The sequence below is a fragment of the Thalassospira lucentensis genome, assembly GCF_032921865.1.
In the GTDB taxonomy this organism is placed as follows: Bacteria; Pseudomonadota; Alphaproteobacteria; order Rhodospirillales; family Thalassospiraceae; genus Thalassospira; species Thalassospira lucentensis_A.
The window spans coordinates 4,073,914-4,087,383 of record NZ_CP136684.1 but is presented as its reverse complement, the minus strand read 5'-3'; the positions used below and the strand labels follow the sequence as shown (position 1 = coordinate 4,087,383).

Annotated in this window: 14 protein-coding genes; 2 read left to right on the top strand and 12 right to left on the bottom strand. The window is 55.5% G+C overall.

The window, feature by feature from the left end; translation table 11 throughout:
* Positions 1-51 precede the first annotated feature (51 nt).
* The 10 genes from R1T41_RS19755 to R1T41_RS19710 form a co-directional block, all read right to left on the bottom strand.
* The gene (locus tag R1T41_RS19755) at positions 52-399 is read right to left on the bottom strand and encodes a RidA family protein (protein ID WP_062953099.1); all 348 of its coding nucleotides are present in this window, start codon (positions 397-399) and stop codon (positions 52-54) included.
* 42 nt (positions 400-441) lie between these two features.
* Entirely contained in the window at positions 442-1,737 is a 1,296-nt protein-coding gene (locus tag R1T41_RS19750; protein WP_317338716.1) for an ArgE/DapE family deacylase, read from the bottom strand.
* A gap of 22 nt (positions 1,738-1,759) precedes the next feature.
* Positions 1,760-2,902, bottom strand: coding sequence for an FAD-binding oxidoreductase (locus tag R1T41_RS19745; protein ID WP_317338715.1), 1,143 nt, complete (start codon positions 2,900-2,902; stop codon positions 1,760-1,762).
* Positions 2,899-3,942 carry a histone deacetylase family protein gene (locus R1T41_RS19740; protein ID WP_317338714.1) on the bottom strand — a complete coding sequence of 348 codons (1,044 nt, stop codon included), beginning with the start codon at positions 3,940-3,942 and terminating at the stop codon, positions 2,899-2,901. The genes R1T41_RS19745 and R1T41_RS19740 overlap by 4 nt, the downstream gene beginning before the upstream one ends.
* A gap of 55 nt (positions 3,943-3,997) precedes the next feature.
* Positions 3,998-4,927, bottom strand: a complete 930-nt coding sequence (locus R1T41_RS19735) for a 3-keto-5-aminohexanoate cleavage protein (RefSeq protein WP_317338713.1) — start codon at positions 4,925-4,927, stop codon at positions 3,998-4,000.
* Complete coding sequence (locus R1T41_RS19730; RefSeq protein ID WP_317338711.1) at positions 4,924-6,300, bottom strand: aspartate aminotransferase family protein; 1,377 nt, start codon at positions 6,298-6,300, stop codon at positions 4,924-4,926. Before R1T41_RS19730 ends, R1T41_RS19735 begins: the two co-directional genes overlap by 4 nt.
* Before the next feature lie 23 nt (positions 6,301-6,323).
* Positions 6,324-7,421 (bottom strand): ABC transporter ATP-binding protein, encoded by a 1,098-nt coding sequence (locus R1T41_RS19725; protein WP_317338709.1) that lies wholly within the window; start codon positions 7,419-7,421, stop codon positions 6,324-6,326.
* Between the two features lie 91 nt (positions 7,422-7,512).
* Positions 7,513-8,667 (bottom strand): PotD/PotF family extracellular solute-binding protein, encoded by a 1,155-nt coding sequence (locus R1T41_RS19720; protein WP_317338707.1) that lies wholly within the window; start codon positions 8,665-8,667, stop codon positions 7,513-7,515.
* 106 nt (positions 8,668-8,773) lie between these two features.
* Positions 8,774-9,583 (bottom strand): ABC transporter permease, encoded by an 810-nt coding sequence (locus R1T41_RS19715; protein WP_062961424.1) that lies wholly within the window; start codon positions 9,581-9,583, stop codon positions 8,774-8,776.
* A 10-nt stretch (positions 9,584-9,593) separates the two neighbouring features.
* On the bottom strand, positions 9,594-10,466 hold the full coding sequence (locus tag R1T41_RS19710) for an ABC transporter permease (RefSeq protein ID WP_097050137.1): 873 nt from the start codon (positions 10,464-10,466) through the stop codon (positions 9,594-9,596).
* A 152-nt stretch (positions 10,467-10,618) separates the two neighbouring features.
* On the opposite strand from R1T41_RS19710, the gene R1T41_RS19705 reads away from it, so the two are divergent.
* Positions 10,619-11,563: a LysR family transcriptional regulator gene (locus R1T41_RS19705; RefSeq protein ID WP_317338703.1), complete on the top strand. Its 945-nt coding sequence runs from the start codon at positions 10,619-10,621 to the stop codon at positions 11,561-11,563.
* An 84-nt stretch (positions 11,564-11,647) separates the two neighbouring features.
* Positions 11,648-11,899 carry a molybdopterin converting factor subunit 1 gene (gene moaD / locus R1T41_RS19700; protein WP_317338701.1) on the top strand — a complete coding sequence of 84 codons (252 nt, stop codon included), beginning with the start codon at positions 11,648-11,650 and terminating at the stop codon, positions 11,897-11,899.
* On the opposite strand, the gene R1T41_RS19695 is transcribed toward moaD, so the two are convergent.
* A complete protein-coding gene (locus R1T41_RS19695; RefSeq protein ID WP_317338699.1) occupies positions 11,896-12,189 on the bottom strand; it encodes a hypothetical protein in 294 nt (97 codons plus the stop codon). The two genes, moaD and R1T41_RS19695, sit on opposite strands and share 4 nt — an antisense overlap.
* An 82-nt stretch (positions 12,190-12,271) precedes the next feature.
* Positions 12,272-13,468, bottom strand: coding sequence for a choline ABC transporter ATP-binding protein (gene choV / locus R1T41_RS19690; protein ID WP_317338697.1), 1,197 nt, complete (start codon positions 13,466-13,468; stop codon positions 12,272-12,274).
* Positions 13,469-13,470: the final 2 nt, after the last annotated feature.

The window sequence follows — 13,470 nt, the reverse complement described above, 5'->3', positions numbered from 1 at the left end:
CGCCCGGCGCAATCGGCCGGGCGTTTTATATTCGGGGCGGAAGTGACCGGATTACGGTTTTGCCGCGACCACGATGAATTCAACCAGATAGTCCGGGGTGGCAAGTTTGGCTTCGCCGCATGCACGGGCCGGGGTGTGACCCTGCGGGACCCATGCGTCCCAGATTTCATTCATTTTGGCGAAGTCAGCCATATCGGCCAGCCAGATGGTGGTCGACAGGATGTTTTCCTTTGACGCGCCGCATTCGGCCAGAAGCGCATCAACCTTGGCAAGGCATTCCTTGGTCTGGTTGGTAACGTCGCTGCCCGGTTCGCCAACCTGGCCGGCAAGATAGATGGTGTCGCCATGGACAACGGCCTGGCTCATGCGCGGGCCGGTGTGAAAACGCTGAATGCTCATCAAAGTCTCCTGATATCAAGATATGATTAGGTTTTGGTTGGTTTATGCGGCGTGATTATCACGTTTGGTAACGCCGCACCAGTCGGCAATGAACAGGGCAAGGACCTCGGTGACTTCCATCATGCTGGAAATCGAGACCCGTTCGTCAATGCCATGAATTCGTTCGGCTTTCGGGCCATAGCAGGTGGCCGGGATATTGCCGTAAATCTGGAAGAACCGCGCATCCGTTGTCGCGGTGGAGGCATAATTTTTGATCGCACTGCCGGTGACTTCGTGGTGGATGTTGCCGATCATCGTCATCATCGGATGGCTTTCGTCCATCACGCATCCCTCGGCCTGAAAACCGCGATAGGTGATCTCGAATTTAGCACCCTTGCAGGAGGGGTGATTTTCCATCGCACTTTGTGCAACCGCCTCGATGGTTTCGCGGACCTTGGATAATTCCATACCGGGATAGAACCCGACACGGATATCAGCCGAACAGACCGGCGGAACGGTCGATGCCCATTCACCGCCTTCGATCTTGCCCAGATTGAAATTCACCGGATGGATATGCGCGCCATAGGCCGCATGACGGTGGGTGGGGTGGTTCCAGATGTCTTCGACTTCTTTCAGGGTTTCGAAAAAGCCAAAGGCCGCCTCGATCGCGTTACTTCCGGCCGAGGTATCAAGCACATGCGCCGGACTTCCGGTGACATGAAGCTGAAACCACATCACGCCAAGCTGGGCGGTCATCAGCGTCTGGTTGAACGGTTCGGGAATGATCGCACAATCGGCGCGATACCCGGCATGCAGGCAGGCCAGCGCGCCATTGCCGGTGCATTCTTCTTCGACAACCGATTGCAGGATCACGGGGGCGGCGGGCTCAAGGCCCAGATCATGAAGGGCTGCCAGGGCATGGCAATAGGCAATGATCCCGGCCTTCATATCGCCAGCCCCGCGACCATAAAGCCAGTCGCGTTCGACATAAGGATCAAACGGTCCACGTCGCCATTGCGCCACCGGCCCGGTCGGCACGACATCGATATGCCCGTTTAAAATCAGGCTGCGTCCGGTTTGCTTTGCCGGTTCATGAATGCCGACGATATTTTCCCGTCCGCCATATTCTGTCGTAACTGGCGGGGAAAAGCCCGGTAAATCCCGCAATTCGTCAATATTGATCGCAACCCGTTCGACCAGAAGTCCCATATCGACGAAACGATCCGCAACCCAGTTCTGGGCGGATGTTTCATTGCCCAGAAGGCTGTCATGGCGAACCAGTGCGCACAGATCATCAATCGCACGATCCCGGCGATTGGCAACGCTACGGCGCAGTTCATTGCGATCAAAATGGGTCATGGCACGATTTCCGTATTCATCCTTACGCGGTTCGGACAAGGCCGGGGCGGGTGGCGGCAAGGGCATCTTCGGTCACGCCAAGTTTCACCATCCGGTCCGGAACGCCATCGCCGCAAATCAGGCTCGCGGCATATTCGCCCATGGCCGGGGCGGTTTGAATGCCATAGCCGCCCTGACCGGCAAGCCAGTAAAAGCCATCCGCATCCGGGTCGAATGCCGATACCGGATCGCCATCGGCAAAGAAGCTGCGCAGGCCAGCCCATGCTTCGCCGGGCCGATTGACCTTAAGCGTGGTTGCCGTCATCAGGCGGTCAATCGTGATGGCGATATCTAGTTCTTCGGGCTGGACATCATGGGGCATGGTAGGGGTGGCATCGGAAGGTGACACCAGCAGGCGCCCGGCGTCTTCCTTGAAATACAGGCCTTCGCCCACGTCTGACACCATGTGCCAGCCATGCGCATTGACATCAGATGGCAGATCAACCATCACCGCCGTGCGGCGTTTGGGGGTGATGCCCAGCGGTGTTACATCCGCCAGTTTTGCGATTTCATCGGCCCATGCACCTGATGCGTTAACGAGGATTTGTGCCTCATAGGTTTCGCCGCCCGCCGTGACCTGCCAACCAGCTGTGGTTTTTGCAATTGCGGTGACATCGGCCTTGACCACCAGATCACCACCAAGCTTTTTGAAATGACGGATGAAGCCCCAATGCAGCGCATGAACATCAATATCCATGGCATCAGTTTCAAGGGCACCGCACGCGATGAGATCGGTATTAAGGATCGGGATCAGTTTTTTGATGTCATCTGCTGTCAGGGGGACAACATTCGCGCCATTTGCGCGGCCTTCGGTCAGAAGTTCGTCAATCGCGCCTTCATTGCCGTGGGCGGCGGTCAGGATCACACCGCGCGGGGTCAGGATCGGATTTTCGGTGAAACCTTCGGGCGGGTTCAGGAAAAATTCCCGGCTGGCCGTCGACATTTTGCGGATGATCTGCGGGCCATAGGTTTCGCTGTATAGTGCGGCTGACCGGCCGGTGCTGTGATAGCCGGGCTGATCTTCGCGTTCGAGAACTGTGACGGACCTGCCGCGTTTGGCCAAAAAATAGGCTGCTGACATGCCGGCAATACCGCCGCCAATGATCAGGATATCGGATGTTTTCATTTGGGGCTCCCAGCGGTGGTGGCGTCAAAGGCGCTGATAAACTGAAAAAGGTTTTCAGCCAGTGTGTTACTGACATAACCACCTTCCTGCACTAGCACGGTTGGCAGTTTGAGGCTGCCAATTTTTTCACCGATTTTGGCAAATCCGCCGGGTGTCACGGCAAGTCCGCCAAACGGATCATCCGATGATGCATCCAGACCCAGTGCAATGACAACTGCATCGGCGCTGAAATGATCGATCATGGCAAGCGCGCGATCAAGGGCGTTCAGAAACGCATCATCACCGCTGCCAAGGGGCAGGGGATAATTATGGTTGAAACCAAGCCCGGCATCCTGTCCGCGTTCTTCGGCATGGCCCCAGAAAAACGGATAGAAATCGCGTGGATCAGCATGGATCGACAGCGTCATGACATCATCACGGGCATAGAAAATATGCTGCGTGCCGTTACCATGATGCAGATCCACATCAAGGATCGCAACCCGGTCATATTTGGCGCGCAGTTCCTGTGCGGCAATCGCGCTGTTGTTCAGGTAACAGAAACCACCAGCAATATCGCGGCTGGCATGGTGGCCGGGCGGGCGGCACAGGGCATAGGCCGATTGGGCATTTTCATCTCGGACACGGCGGGTGGCGGCAATCGCGGTTTGCGCACTGGCATAGGCCGATTGCCAGGTGGTTGCCGATATCGGGCAGGATGTATCGCCCATATGAAAACCGGCCTTGCCCGCCGGGGATCTTGGATAGGGGCCAAGCCGGTCAAACGGATGAATGCCGGGTACGACCAGATCAGAACCACCAAAAACCTTCCATTCGGCATGGATGGTTTGCAGGAATTTCAGATATTCCGGCGCATGAATGGCGGCAATCGGACCCATGCCGAAATCATCAGGGGTGCGCAAATCAAGGTCAAGCCGTTTGACGGCCGTGGTCAGGATTTCCGCCCGTTCGGGGACTTCGGGGATTGGCCGTGCTTCGCCTGCGACCATGAATGTCTGGCCGTGATGGCGAAGCTGATCGGCTGAGAAATAGGCATGCATCATGGGCGCCGCCTTTCGTTGGCTTTGCGTCGTGGTGTTGGTGGCAGTTTGTTATTTCCTAAAAGGCGACCTGATCGGCACCTTTCAGGCCCAGCATGGTGCGGGCTTCGTCCGGAGTTGCGATTTCAAGGGATAACCCGTCGAGAACTTCACGGATTTTGCGAACTTGTGATGCGTTGTCCGGGGCCAGTTCGCCCTTGCGCAGATACAGGTTATCTTCAAGCCCGACCCGGACATGACCGCCCATGGTGGCCGACATCGTGGCAAGCGGCATCTGATGACGGCCGGCACCCAGAACCGAAAACTGGTACTGATCGCCAAAAAGTTTGTCGGCGGTGCGTTTCAGATGGGCAAGGTTATCGGGATCAGCCCCGATGCCCCCCAGAACGCCCAGAACGAACTGAATGAAAATCGGACCCTTGATCAGGCCGCGATCAACAAAATGGGCCAGCGTATAAAGATGCCCGACGTCATAACATTCAAATTCAAACCTTGTGCCATTGGCATCGCCCAGATCGACCAGAATGGTTTCGATATCGGCAAAGGTGTTTTTGAATACGAAATCACGACTGTCTTCGAGAAATTTCGGTTCCCAGTCGTGTTTCCAGTCGCTGCGTCCGGCAAGGGCCGGGAACAGGCCAAAATTCATCGTACCCATATTCAGCGACGCCATTTCGGGCGCGGCCTGCTTTGCCGCCCGAATACGGTCCTTGACCGTCATGGTCATGCCGCCGCCGGTCGAAATGTTGATCACCGCATCGGTAGCCGATTTGATGCGTGGCAGGAATTGGTCGAAAACAGCCGGTTCTGGGCTTGGAAACCCGGTTTCGGGATCGCGGGCATGCAGATGCAGGATCGCAGCCCCGGCATTTGCCGCCGCAATTGCCTGATCGGCAATCTGGTCGGGGGTGATTGGCAGATGCGGGCTCATGGACGGGGTGTGAACCGATCCGGTGATTGCGCAGGTGATGATGACTTTCCGGCTCATGCGAAGGCTCCGGCACGGGTGAGTTCGTCCTGAAGGTCGCCAAGGGCGGCGCGCAACGGAATGAGGATGTCGTCAAACTGATGGGGTGTGATCGTCATGGGCGGGCAGACCATCACATGATCACCGCGATAACCGCCGCGGGTGCGACGCCAGTAAATGATCAAGCCCTTGTCATAGGCAATATCCACAAGGCGGGCAGCCGCAAGATGTTTGGGATCAATCGGTTCCATGGTTTCGCGGTCTTTGACCAGTTCGACCGCAAGAAGTAATCCAAGGCCACGCACATCGCCGATAAACGGAAAATCAGCGGCAAGTTTGCCAAGTTCGGCCTTTAATCCCGCCCCGCTTTGGGTCGCATTTTCCAGAAGGTTGTCTTCGTCGATGACATCAAGAACCGCGTTGCCCGCTGCACAGGCCATCGGATTTCCGGCATAGGTATAACCGTGAATAAACCCGCCATGATCAAGAACCGGTCCGACAATACGATCAGGCGCAATCATCGCCCCCAGCGGGGCATAACCGGCAGCCAATCCCTTTGACACGGCCAAGATATCCGGCGTGATGCCCCAATGTTCGGCAGCGAAATATTTGCCGGTGCGCCCGGCACCCGTCATGACCTCGTCATAGATCAGAAGAATGCCGTATTGATCGCAGATTTCGCGGATACGGGCATAGTAGCTGTCAGGCGCGACCAGTGCGCCGGTCGCAGCCCCGCCAACCGGTTCCATGATGAAACCAAGAACAGTTTCCGGACCCTGTTTGAGTATTTCGGCCTCTAACATGTTGGCGTATTTCAGGCCGCGTTCATGATCAGTCAGATCATCGTGATCCAGATAGCAGGTCGGGGCCGGGATTTTCGGTTGATCGACCATCATCGGGGCGAAGGGCGCATGCATTGGCGTATAGCCGGTGATGGCAAGCGCACCAAGGGTTGAACCGTGATAGCTGGGGAAACGCGAAATGATCTTGGTCCGCTGGGCTTGCCCCTTGGCCAACGCGTATTGCCGGGCAAGCTTGATGCAGCTTTCGACGGCTTCGGACCCGCCGGAGACAAAGAATACCCGTTCAAGATCGCCCGGTGCGCGTTCGGCCAAGCGGAATGCCAGATTTTCGGCCGCATCATTTTCAAAATGCAGGCGATAGGCGAAACTGGCTTTTTCAAGCTGCGCATTCATTGCGGCAATCACGCGCGGGTCGCTATGGCCGATATTGCTGACCATCGCACCGCTGGAGGCGTCGATATAGCGTTTGCCATCGACATCCCACATATAGACGCCCTTGGCACGGTCAATCAGCGGCCGGCGCGAACGGCTTTGATAAAACAGGCGGGATTCCCGGTTATGGCCGGTTTTGTTGGGGGTATCATGCGTCACTTCGGGTGGCACTCCAGATCCGGTCAGTCGTGATGACCGGGCAACAACACACAATTTCGGGCGGCAATGTGCATGAACACATCGGCACCTTCGTGATGGGGGCGGGCATCAATCGGGTTGATCACCTGCCAGTCACGACCATTGGCCGTGACGAAATAGCGGGCCTGCTGCCCCAGATAGTCGACCGTTTTGATCCTGCCGGGGATGGCGATCACACCGTCTGTGGCACCATTCTGATCCGATAGCCCGATTTTTTCAGCGCGGATAACGGCGCGAACATCTTTTGATCCGTTGGCTTTGGCAGTCTGTTCGGATGTCGTCAGCAATGTTTCCCCACTTTGCAGGGCGACATTGGTAAAGGCCGCATCCGGTGCGCCAAGGGCGGCGGGAATGATATTGGAATGCCCAAGGAAGTCGGCAACAAAGGCCGATGCGGGATTGTTATAGACTTCTTCAGGTGCGCCTTCCTGTTCGACAACACCATTATTCATCACCACCAGCTTGTCGGACATGGCAAGGGCTTCGGACTGATCGTGGGTCACAAAAACCGTAGCAATACCCAGTTCGCGCTGAATGCGTTTAAGTTCGACCCGCATTTCTTCGCGCAGGTTGGCGTCAAGGGCGGATAGCGGTTCATCAAGCAACAACACATCGGGTTCGATCACGATGGCGCGCGCGAGCGCAATGCGCTGCTGTTGTCCGCCGGAAAGCTGACTGGGATACCTGTCGGCGACATGAGGCAGTTGCACAAGATCAAGGGCACGATTGACCTTTTCCCGGATGTCGGATTTGGACACTTTGCGGTATTTCAGGCCAAAGGCGATATTGTCGTAAATCGATTTATGCGGGAACAGGGCGTAGTTCTGAAACACCAGTCCCAGATTGCGTTTGTGGATCGGCAGGGCATTGACCCGTTTGCCACGGATCAGCAAATCACCCTCGGTAATGTCGGTCAGTCCGGCAATCATGCGAAGTGTCGTGGTCTTGCCGCAACCCGACGGACCCAGAAAGGTCACGAAACTGTTGTCAGGCACGGTCAGATCCATGCGCTGCACGGCGGTAAATTCGCCGTAACGCTTGACGACATTTTGCAGTTCGACCGCATTTTCGATGTCAGCCATCACAAATAACCCTGTCAGAAAAAGGCGGTGGTGCCCCGGTCGCCAGTTTGAAACCAGCGACCGGAGATCCGGTTTATGCGATCAGTCCGGCCTAGTAGCCGCGCTGAACCCGCGAGAAGGTTTTCGACCAGTCGGCTTCGTGTTCGTTCCAATAGGCCGGATCAAAGAAGCTGAGTTCCTTGAGTGTGCCGGATGGATCAAACGCGGGCAGGGTCGGGATGACTTTGCCGAGTTCGACTTTCTGCGGGTCAAGGGCAGGCGGATAGCTTTGGCCTTCGGCAACCGCAATCGCGACTTCGGGTTCAAGCATGAAGTTCAGAAGTTCTTCACAGGCGGCCATCGGGCTTCCGCGCAGAACGAACAGGCATTCCTGCCAACCAAGACCGCCTTTCGGGTCGTGATAGCCGATATCGTGGCCCTGATCCTGCAATGCCTTGATGCGGCCGGACCAGCCTTCGGTGACATAGATTTCTTCTTCGGCCAGAAGGCTCATCAGTTCGGCCCCTGAGCTCCAGTATTTCAGGGCGAGATCGCGATGGGCACGGATCATGTCCCAGACGGCATCGATATCCTTGATCGCATTCGGGTCCTGATCGGATTGCAGGGCACCGTACCAGACGCGGGTTTTCCATTCACCCCAGCCGCCGATCTTGCCCTTGTAAGCTTCATCGACCATCAGCTTGGCACCTTTGGCCTTGGCTTCATCATCGCTGATATATTTGCGGTTATAGGCAATGCCGGTGGTGCCGTAATCATACGGGACTGCCGAAATGGTGCCACCGGTGATTTTGCGCAGCGGTTCGATCAGGCCGGGAATAACGTTTTTGAGGTTCGGAATATTGGCTTCGTTCAGCTCGGACGTCAGTTCCAGCCCATGATAGCGGGCATAGTCAAACACACCCGACAGGTGGGCAAGGTTGAACTCGCCCGGTTGGCCGGCCTTGACGCGGGCGACATATTCATCCGCCCCGCCAAAGGTGCCTGATACGACCTTGATACCGGTTTTTTCGGTATAGGGGGCGAAGGCATATTTTTCGAATGCTTCGGATACCACGCCGCCCCAGCCGTCAAAGCGGACCTGTTCTGGTGTTGCGGCAAGGGCGTTGCGGGCCAGCATGCCCATCGGGCCACCGGTGATCCCGGCGGTGACACCCGCAGCCCCCAGAATGGTCAGGAAAGTGCGACGGTTGATATCGCCGTCTTTAAGGCGGGTGAGCAGGCGTTCATAGCGTTTCGTCTCGTCCATTTAGGCCTCCTGATAAAGGTTTTTATCCGTTTTCTTGTCGGTCTTATGGTCTTCTTTTGGGTCTTGTTGTTGGTTTTGGCGGTTTCCCGCGGTATCTGGTTGTGCGTTATGCTGTTGTTTTCTGTGCCCGTATTTTTTGCGCAGATGCCACACGCGCGATTGCGGTCGCAATCAGCGGCAAGGCAATGGTGAAAATCACCATCACTGCCCCCAGTGCATTGATTTCCGGGCTGATGGAATTGCGCAGCATGGCAAAAATCTGGGTCGGGACAGTTTCGACACCGCCCGGTTTCCAGAACAGGGTTCCGGTGATGTCGTCAAACGAGATGGTGAACGAAAACAGCATCCCGGCCATGACGGCCGGCATCATCAGCGGCAGGGTGATTTCAAAGAATGTCTGGATCGGTGTCGCGCCAAGGCTCATGGCGGCTTCTTCGACGTCGCGCCGGATTGATACAAGGCGCGCCTGAACCACCAGAACCACGAAGGGCAGGGTAAATACGACATGTCCCATCAAAAGCAGGCCAAAGCTTTTGGGCATCGACAGGAATTGCAGAAACAGCAAAAGAGCCACAGCCAGGACGACTTCAGGTATCAGGATCGGAGCAACCAGAAGCGTCGAGATTGAGCGCTTCCCCGGAAAATCGTACCTGACCATGGCAAGGGCTGCGAGCGTGCCCAGTGTCGTTGAAATGGCACTGGTCAGCGCGCCGAGTATCAGGGACGTTTTGAATGCCCGTACAATCGCATCATTGTTCCATAATGCTTCGAACCAGCGCATGGAAAAGCCTTCGATCGGGAAGGCGCCGAACTGGTTGGCATTGAAGGCCAGCAGAATGACAACCGCAACCGGCGCAAAAAGAAACAGATAAACAAGGATGGTTGCGATACGGATCAGGGACCAGCCGGACATCATTACATTCCCCCTATTTGAAGCTTTTGGCGATCTGATCGACGCCAAGATAACGGGTGTAAATGACAACCAGCGCACCCAGAAGCGCCAGCAGGACAAGCGAAAGAGCGGACCCCAGCGGCCAGTTAAGCTGTGTGACGATGGCCTCGAACACGAGATTGGCAAACATCGCGTCACGCGGGCCACCCAGAACAATCGGGGTGATATAGGTGCCCGCGGCCAGCACGAAACATAACAGGGATCCGGCAGCAAGACCGGGGAAGGACAGCGGCAGGGTGACTTCGCGGAAGGCCTGCCAGCCGGTGCAGCCAAGGCTTTGAGCGGCCTCGGTCAGGTTTTTGTCAATACCATCCAGACTGACATAGACATTCAGGATCATGAAGGGCAGCAGATAATGCACAAGGCCCAGAATAACCGTGGTCTGATTATAGAGCATCTGGATCGGTTCATCGATGATGCCAAGCGACAGCATCAATGTGTTGAGCGCGCCCGAAGTGCCAAGGATGTTGATCCAGGACATGGTGCGGATGATGTAGCTGATCCAGAAGGGCAGCATCAGCATCAACAGCAGGAACGTTTTGGATTTCATCGGCGTGTTGGCGACGAAATAAGCCGGGATATAGCCAACCAGCGCACAGATCACCGTGGTGTAAAAGGCAATGGCAAAGGTCTGAAACAGAATGTCGCGGTAAAACCGGTCGCCAAGGACTTCGACCCAGTTATCGAGATAAAACCCAACCTGATCGGCACCGGTTGCGGTGCGCAGCCAGAATGAATAAACCACGATGAACATCATCGGGATGATCAATAACAGCGATATCGTCGCCAGTGACGGCGATAGCAGGACCCAGGGCGTTCTGCGTGCCCCGGCTACATCTGCGGCCATTTTTGCCTCCCGTTATTGTGCTCTGGCAATTGCCTGCCATGCGCGGTTATCTGGCCGTGAATGAATATGTCTGACCATTTCACCCCAGACTTGCACATAGCGCAAATAGATAAGTAGAATGGATTGCATAGCCAATTGCTATGGGTGAGGAAATGAGCGACCTTTTAAAACGGCAATTCGACTGGAACCTGTTGCATACCTTTACAGTGATTGTCGAAGAACGGTCGATCACCGGGGCGGCCAACCGGCTGCTTTTGCGCCAGCCCAGTGTCAGCAATGCGCTTAAACGGCTTGAAGATCAGATCGGTGCACGTCTGATTGACCGGGAACGCGGCCGGTTTGAGGTCACCGAACAGGGATTGGCGCTTTATCATGAATGCCGCGAAATTTGCGGGGCGATTGGTCGACTTTCCGATGTGATGTCGGACAGTGGCAATCAGCTAAGCGGGCATTTGCATTTGTGGCTGGCAAGTCACGTGGTGTTTCCGCCGCTTGACGATGCGTTGTTTGAATTCAATCGCGAACATCCCGAAGTCACCTATGAAATCAATGTCGCGACATCCGCCCATGTCACAAGTCAGGTCCTGTCCCAGCAGGCAAGTTTCGGCATCTGTCTGGTGAATGAACAGCATCCCCGGCTGGAATATCGCAAACTGTATCGTGAACATTTCGGGTTCTTTTGCGGGCCGACACATCATTTGTTTGGCCGGGAAAACCTGACACTTGCCGATTTGCGCAACGAGGCATTCGTGTCGTTTTCCACCGATCAGCTTTCCGATGCGCTGGCCCCGGTTGCGGTTTTACGTGCGCGCGAAGGCATGAAAGGCAAGGTGATCGCCACCAGCCCACATCTGGAAGAAGTGCGCCGCCTGATCAATGCGGGGCTTGGGATTGGTCCGTTGCCGATCCATGTCGTGCAAAACGCGATGGAACGCGGGCAGTTATGGCGCCTGCCACCCTATGATGCGCCACCCGCAATTGATATCTATCTGGTGACCAATCCGCGCATGTCGCTTGGCCGGGCGGAACGGTTTTTCATTGATAACCTGACCGGGCGGCTGGGCAGTGCGCCGGATGGTTATTTTGTTTATCCGTAAACAGGACGTGATCGGGGCTTGCGGATTGCGGGTGTTTGCGCAAGCATGCGGCCAAGCACAGACCTGAAGTGAACGGGATAGAAGATGAAGCTGGTTTATTTTTCCTGGGTCAAAGACCGTATCGGCATGGCCGAGGAAGATATTGAACTGCCGGAAAATGTGAAAACCGTTGCCGACCTTCTGGCATGGATGCCGGGCAGGGGAGCGAATTTCGCCGATGCGCTGGCCGATCCGGCTATTATTCGGGTGGCAGTTGATCAGGAATATGCGCAAGGCGATCGCGATGTACGCGGTGCGAGTGAAATCGCGCTGTTCCCGCCGGTAACCGGTGGCTAACTGTCGTTCGACGCATCTAGTAGGTATTGGCACATAAACATGATTAATTCTCGCTTGGCGGCATCATTGATTGTCTCAGTCGTTTGCATTTTACGAGCAGGCACCAGAGTTTCGTAAGTCAAGAAAGAATGATTTCCGGTTTCATTTTCAATGCGGGTAACCACAATTTTTCTGTGATGATAGCCGGGTTTAGTACGTAGTCTTTTTATCGGAAAGACTTGTGTCTTCTTAAACTTGAAAGTCGTATTGAGGGGCGGGAAGTCAAGTTCTAGCTGCAATCCAGACTGCATAACTATCCCCTTTTCGCCAAAAAAATGGGCGGTTGATAACCAATCAACCGCCCAAATTATCCGCACTCTTGTGCGATGCGAATTATTCTATCACAGATGCCGTTTGCGTCAAACTTTCAAAAAATTCCTTGCGGCCCAATGTGCCGGAAATGCGTCCCTCGCGGGTAAGCAGAACGGGGTTCTGCGTGATGCTGCGCATTTCGATCAGGTCTTTGAGAAGCACGGTGTCATCGGCAACGAAGATGACCGAATTGTCGGTCCCGTCCAGATCGTCCGGCAATTCACCGGTATAGTTGATCAGTCGCAGCTCGCCCCGTTTACCGTTATGGGCGGCCTTGATGATGCCGTCCTGAAGCGTGATACGGATATCTTCGTCCTCGACAGGAAGTTCGCCGGAATCGTTGCGCTGGTCCCTGTCAACACGATGCATGATGGCGCGACCGCGCAGGATATTGACCGGGTTCATATGGGCGACGAAATCGGCGACATATCCGTTGGCCGGACGAAGGGCGATGTCTTCGGGCGTGCCATGCTGCACGACATAGCCACCTTCCATGATAGCAATTGAATTGCCAAGTTTCATGGCCTCGTCCAGATCATGACTGACAAACAGGATGGTTTTATTAAGCTTTTCCTGAAGATCAAGAAGCTCGTCCTGCAGGCGGTTACGGATCAGCGGGTCCAGGGCCGAAAACGGTTCGTCCATCAAAAGGATCGGTGCATCGGTGGCAAAGGCACGGGCAAGGCCGACACGCTGTTGCATGCCGCCTGAAAGTTCGTGGGCATATTTACCCGCCCACTGATCCAGCCCGACAAGGGCCAGCTTTTCCCGGACGATTTCACGGCGTTCCTTCGGTCCCATGCCGTCAAGCTCAAGGCCAAAGCCGACATTGTCTTCGACGGTGCGCCACGGGAACAGGCCGAATTGCTGAAAGACCATGGCAACGCATTTACGCCTAAGATCGCGCAGCGTATTGGCATCGCAACTGGTGACATCGACCATCCAGTCACCGTCATGTACCCGAAGCGATCCGCGTGAAACGCGGTTAAGCCCGTTTACACAGCGCAGCAACGAGGATTTACCCGAGCCCGAAAGCCCCATCAGAACGCAGATTTCACCCTGCGGGACATCAAAGCTGACATTGGCAACGCCAAGGATATTGCCGGTTTCCTTGGCTATTTCATCACGGTTTTTACCGGCGTCGAGGAGGGCCAGCGATTCCGCCTGCTCGTCCCCAAAAATGACGTCGATATTATCAAATTCAACAGCATTGCTCATGA

Excerpts from the sequence above, each read along its gene's own strand:
- R1T41_RS19735 (WP_317338713.1), bottom strand. The coding sequence starts at position 4,927 with ATGAGCCGGAAAGTCATCATCACCTGCGCAATCACCGGATCGGTTCAC.
- R1T41_RS19745 (WP_317338715.1), bottom strand. The coding sequence starts at position 2,902 with ATGAAAACATCCGATATCCTGATCATTGGCGGCGGTATTGCCGGCATG.
- R1T41_RS19695 (WP_317338699.1), bottom strand. The coding sequence starts at position 12,189 with ATGCAGTCTGGATTGCAGCTAGAACTTGACTTCCCGCCCCTCAATACG.
- R1T41_RS19715 (WP_062961424.1), bottom strand. The coding sequence starts at position 9,583 with ATGATGTCCGGCTGGTCCCTGATCCGTATCGCAACCATCCTTGTTTAT.
- R1T41_RS19740 (WP_317338714.1), bottom strand. The coding sequence starts at position 3,942 with ATGATGCATGCCTATTTCTCAGCCGATCAGCTTCGCCATCACGGCCAG.
- R1T41_RS19725 (WP_317338709.1), bottom strand. The coding sequence starts at position 7,421 with ATGGCTGACATCGAAAATGCGGTCGAACTGCAAAATGTCGTCAAGCGT.
- R1T41_RS19755 (WP_062953099.1), bottom strand. The coding sequence starts at position 399 with ATGAGCATTCAGCGTTTTCACACCGGCCCGCGCATGAGCCAGGCCGTT.
- R1T41_RS19750 (WP_317338716.1), bottom strand. The coding sequence starts at position 1,737 with ATGACCCATTTTGATCGCAATGAACTGCGCCGTAGCGTTGCCAATCGC.
- choV (WP_317338697.1), bottom strand. The coding sequence starts at position 13,468 with ATGAGCAATGCTGTTGAATTTGATAATATCGACGTCATTTTTGGGGAC.
- R1T41_RS19705 (WP_317338703.1), top strand. The coding sequence starts at position 10,619 with ATGAGCGACCTTTTAAAACGGCAATTCGACTGGAACCTGTTGCATACC.
- R1T41_RS19720 (WP_317338707.1), bottom strand. The coding sequence starts at position 8,667 with ATGGACGAGACGAAACGCTATGAACGCCTGCTCACCCGCCTTAAAGAC.
- moaD (WP_317338701.1), top strand. The coding sequence starts at position 11,648 with ATGAAGCTGGTTTATTTTTCCTGGGTCAAAGACCGTATCGGCATGGCC.
- R1T41_RS19710 (WP_097050137.1), bottom strand. The coding sequence starts at position 10,466 with ATGGCCGCAGATGTAGCCGGGGCACGCAGAACGCCCTGGGTCCTGCTA.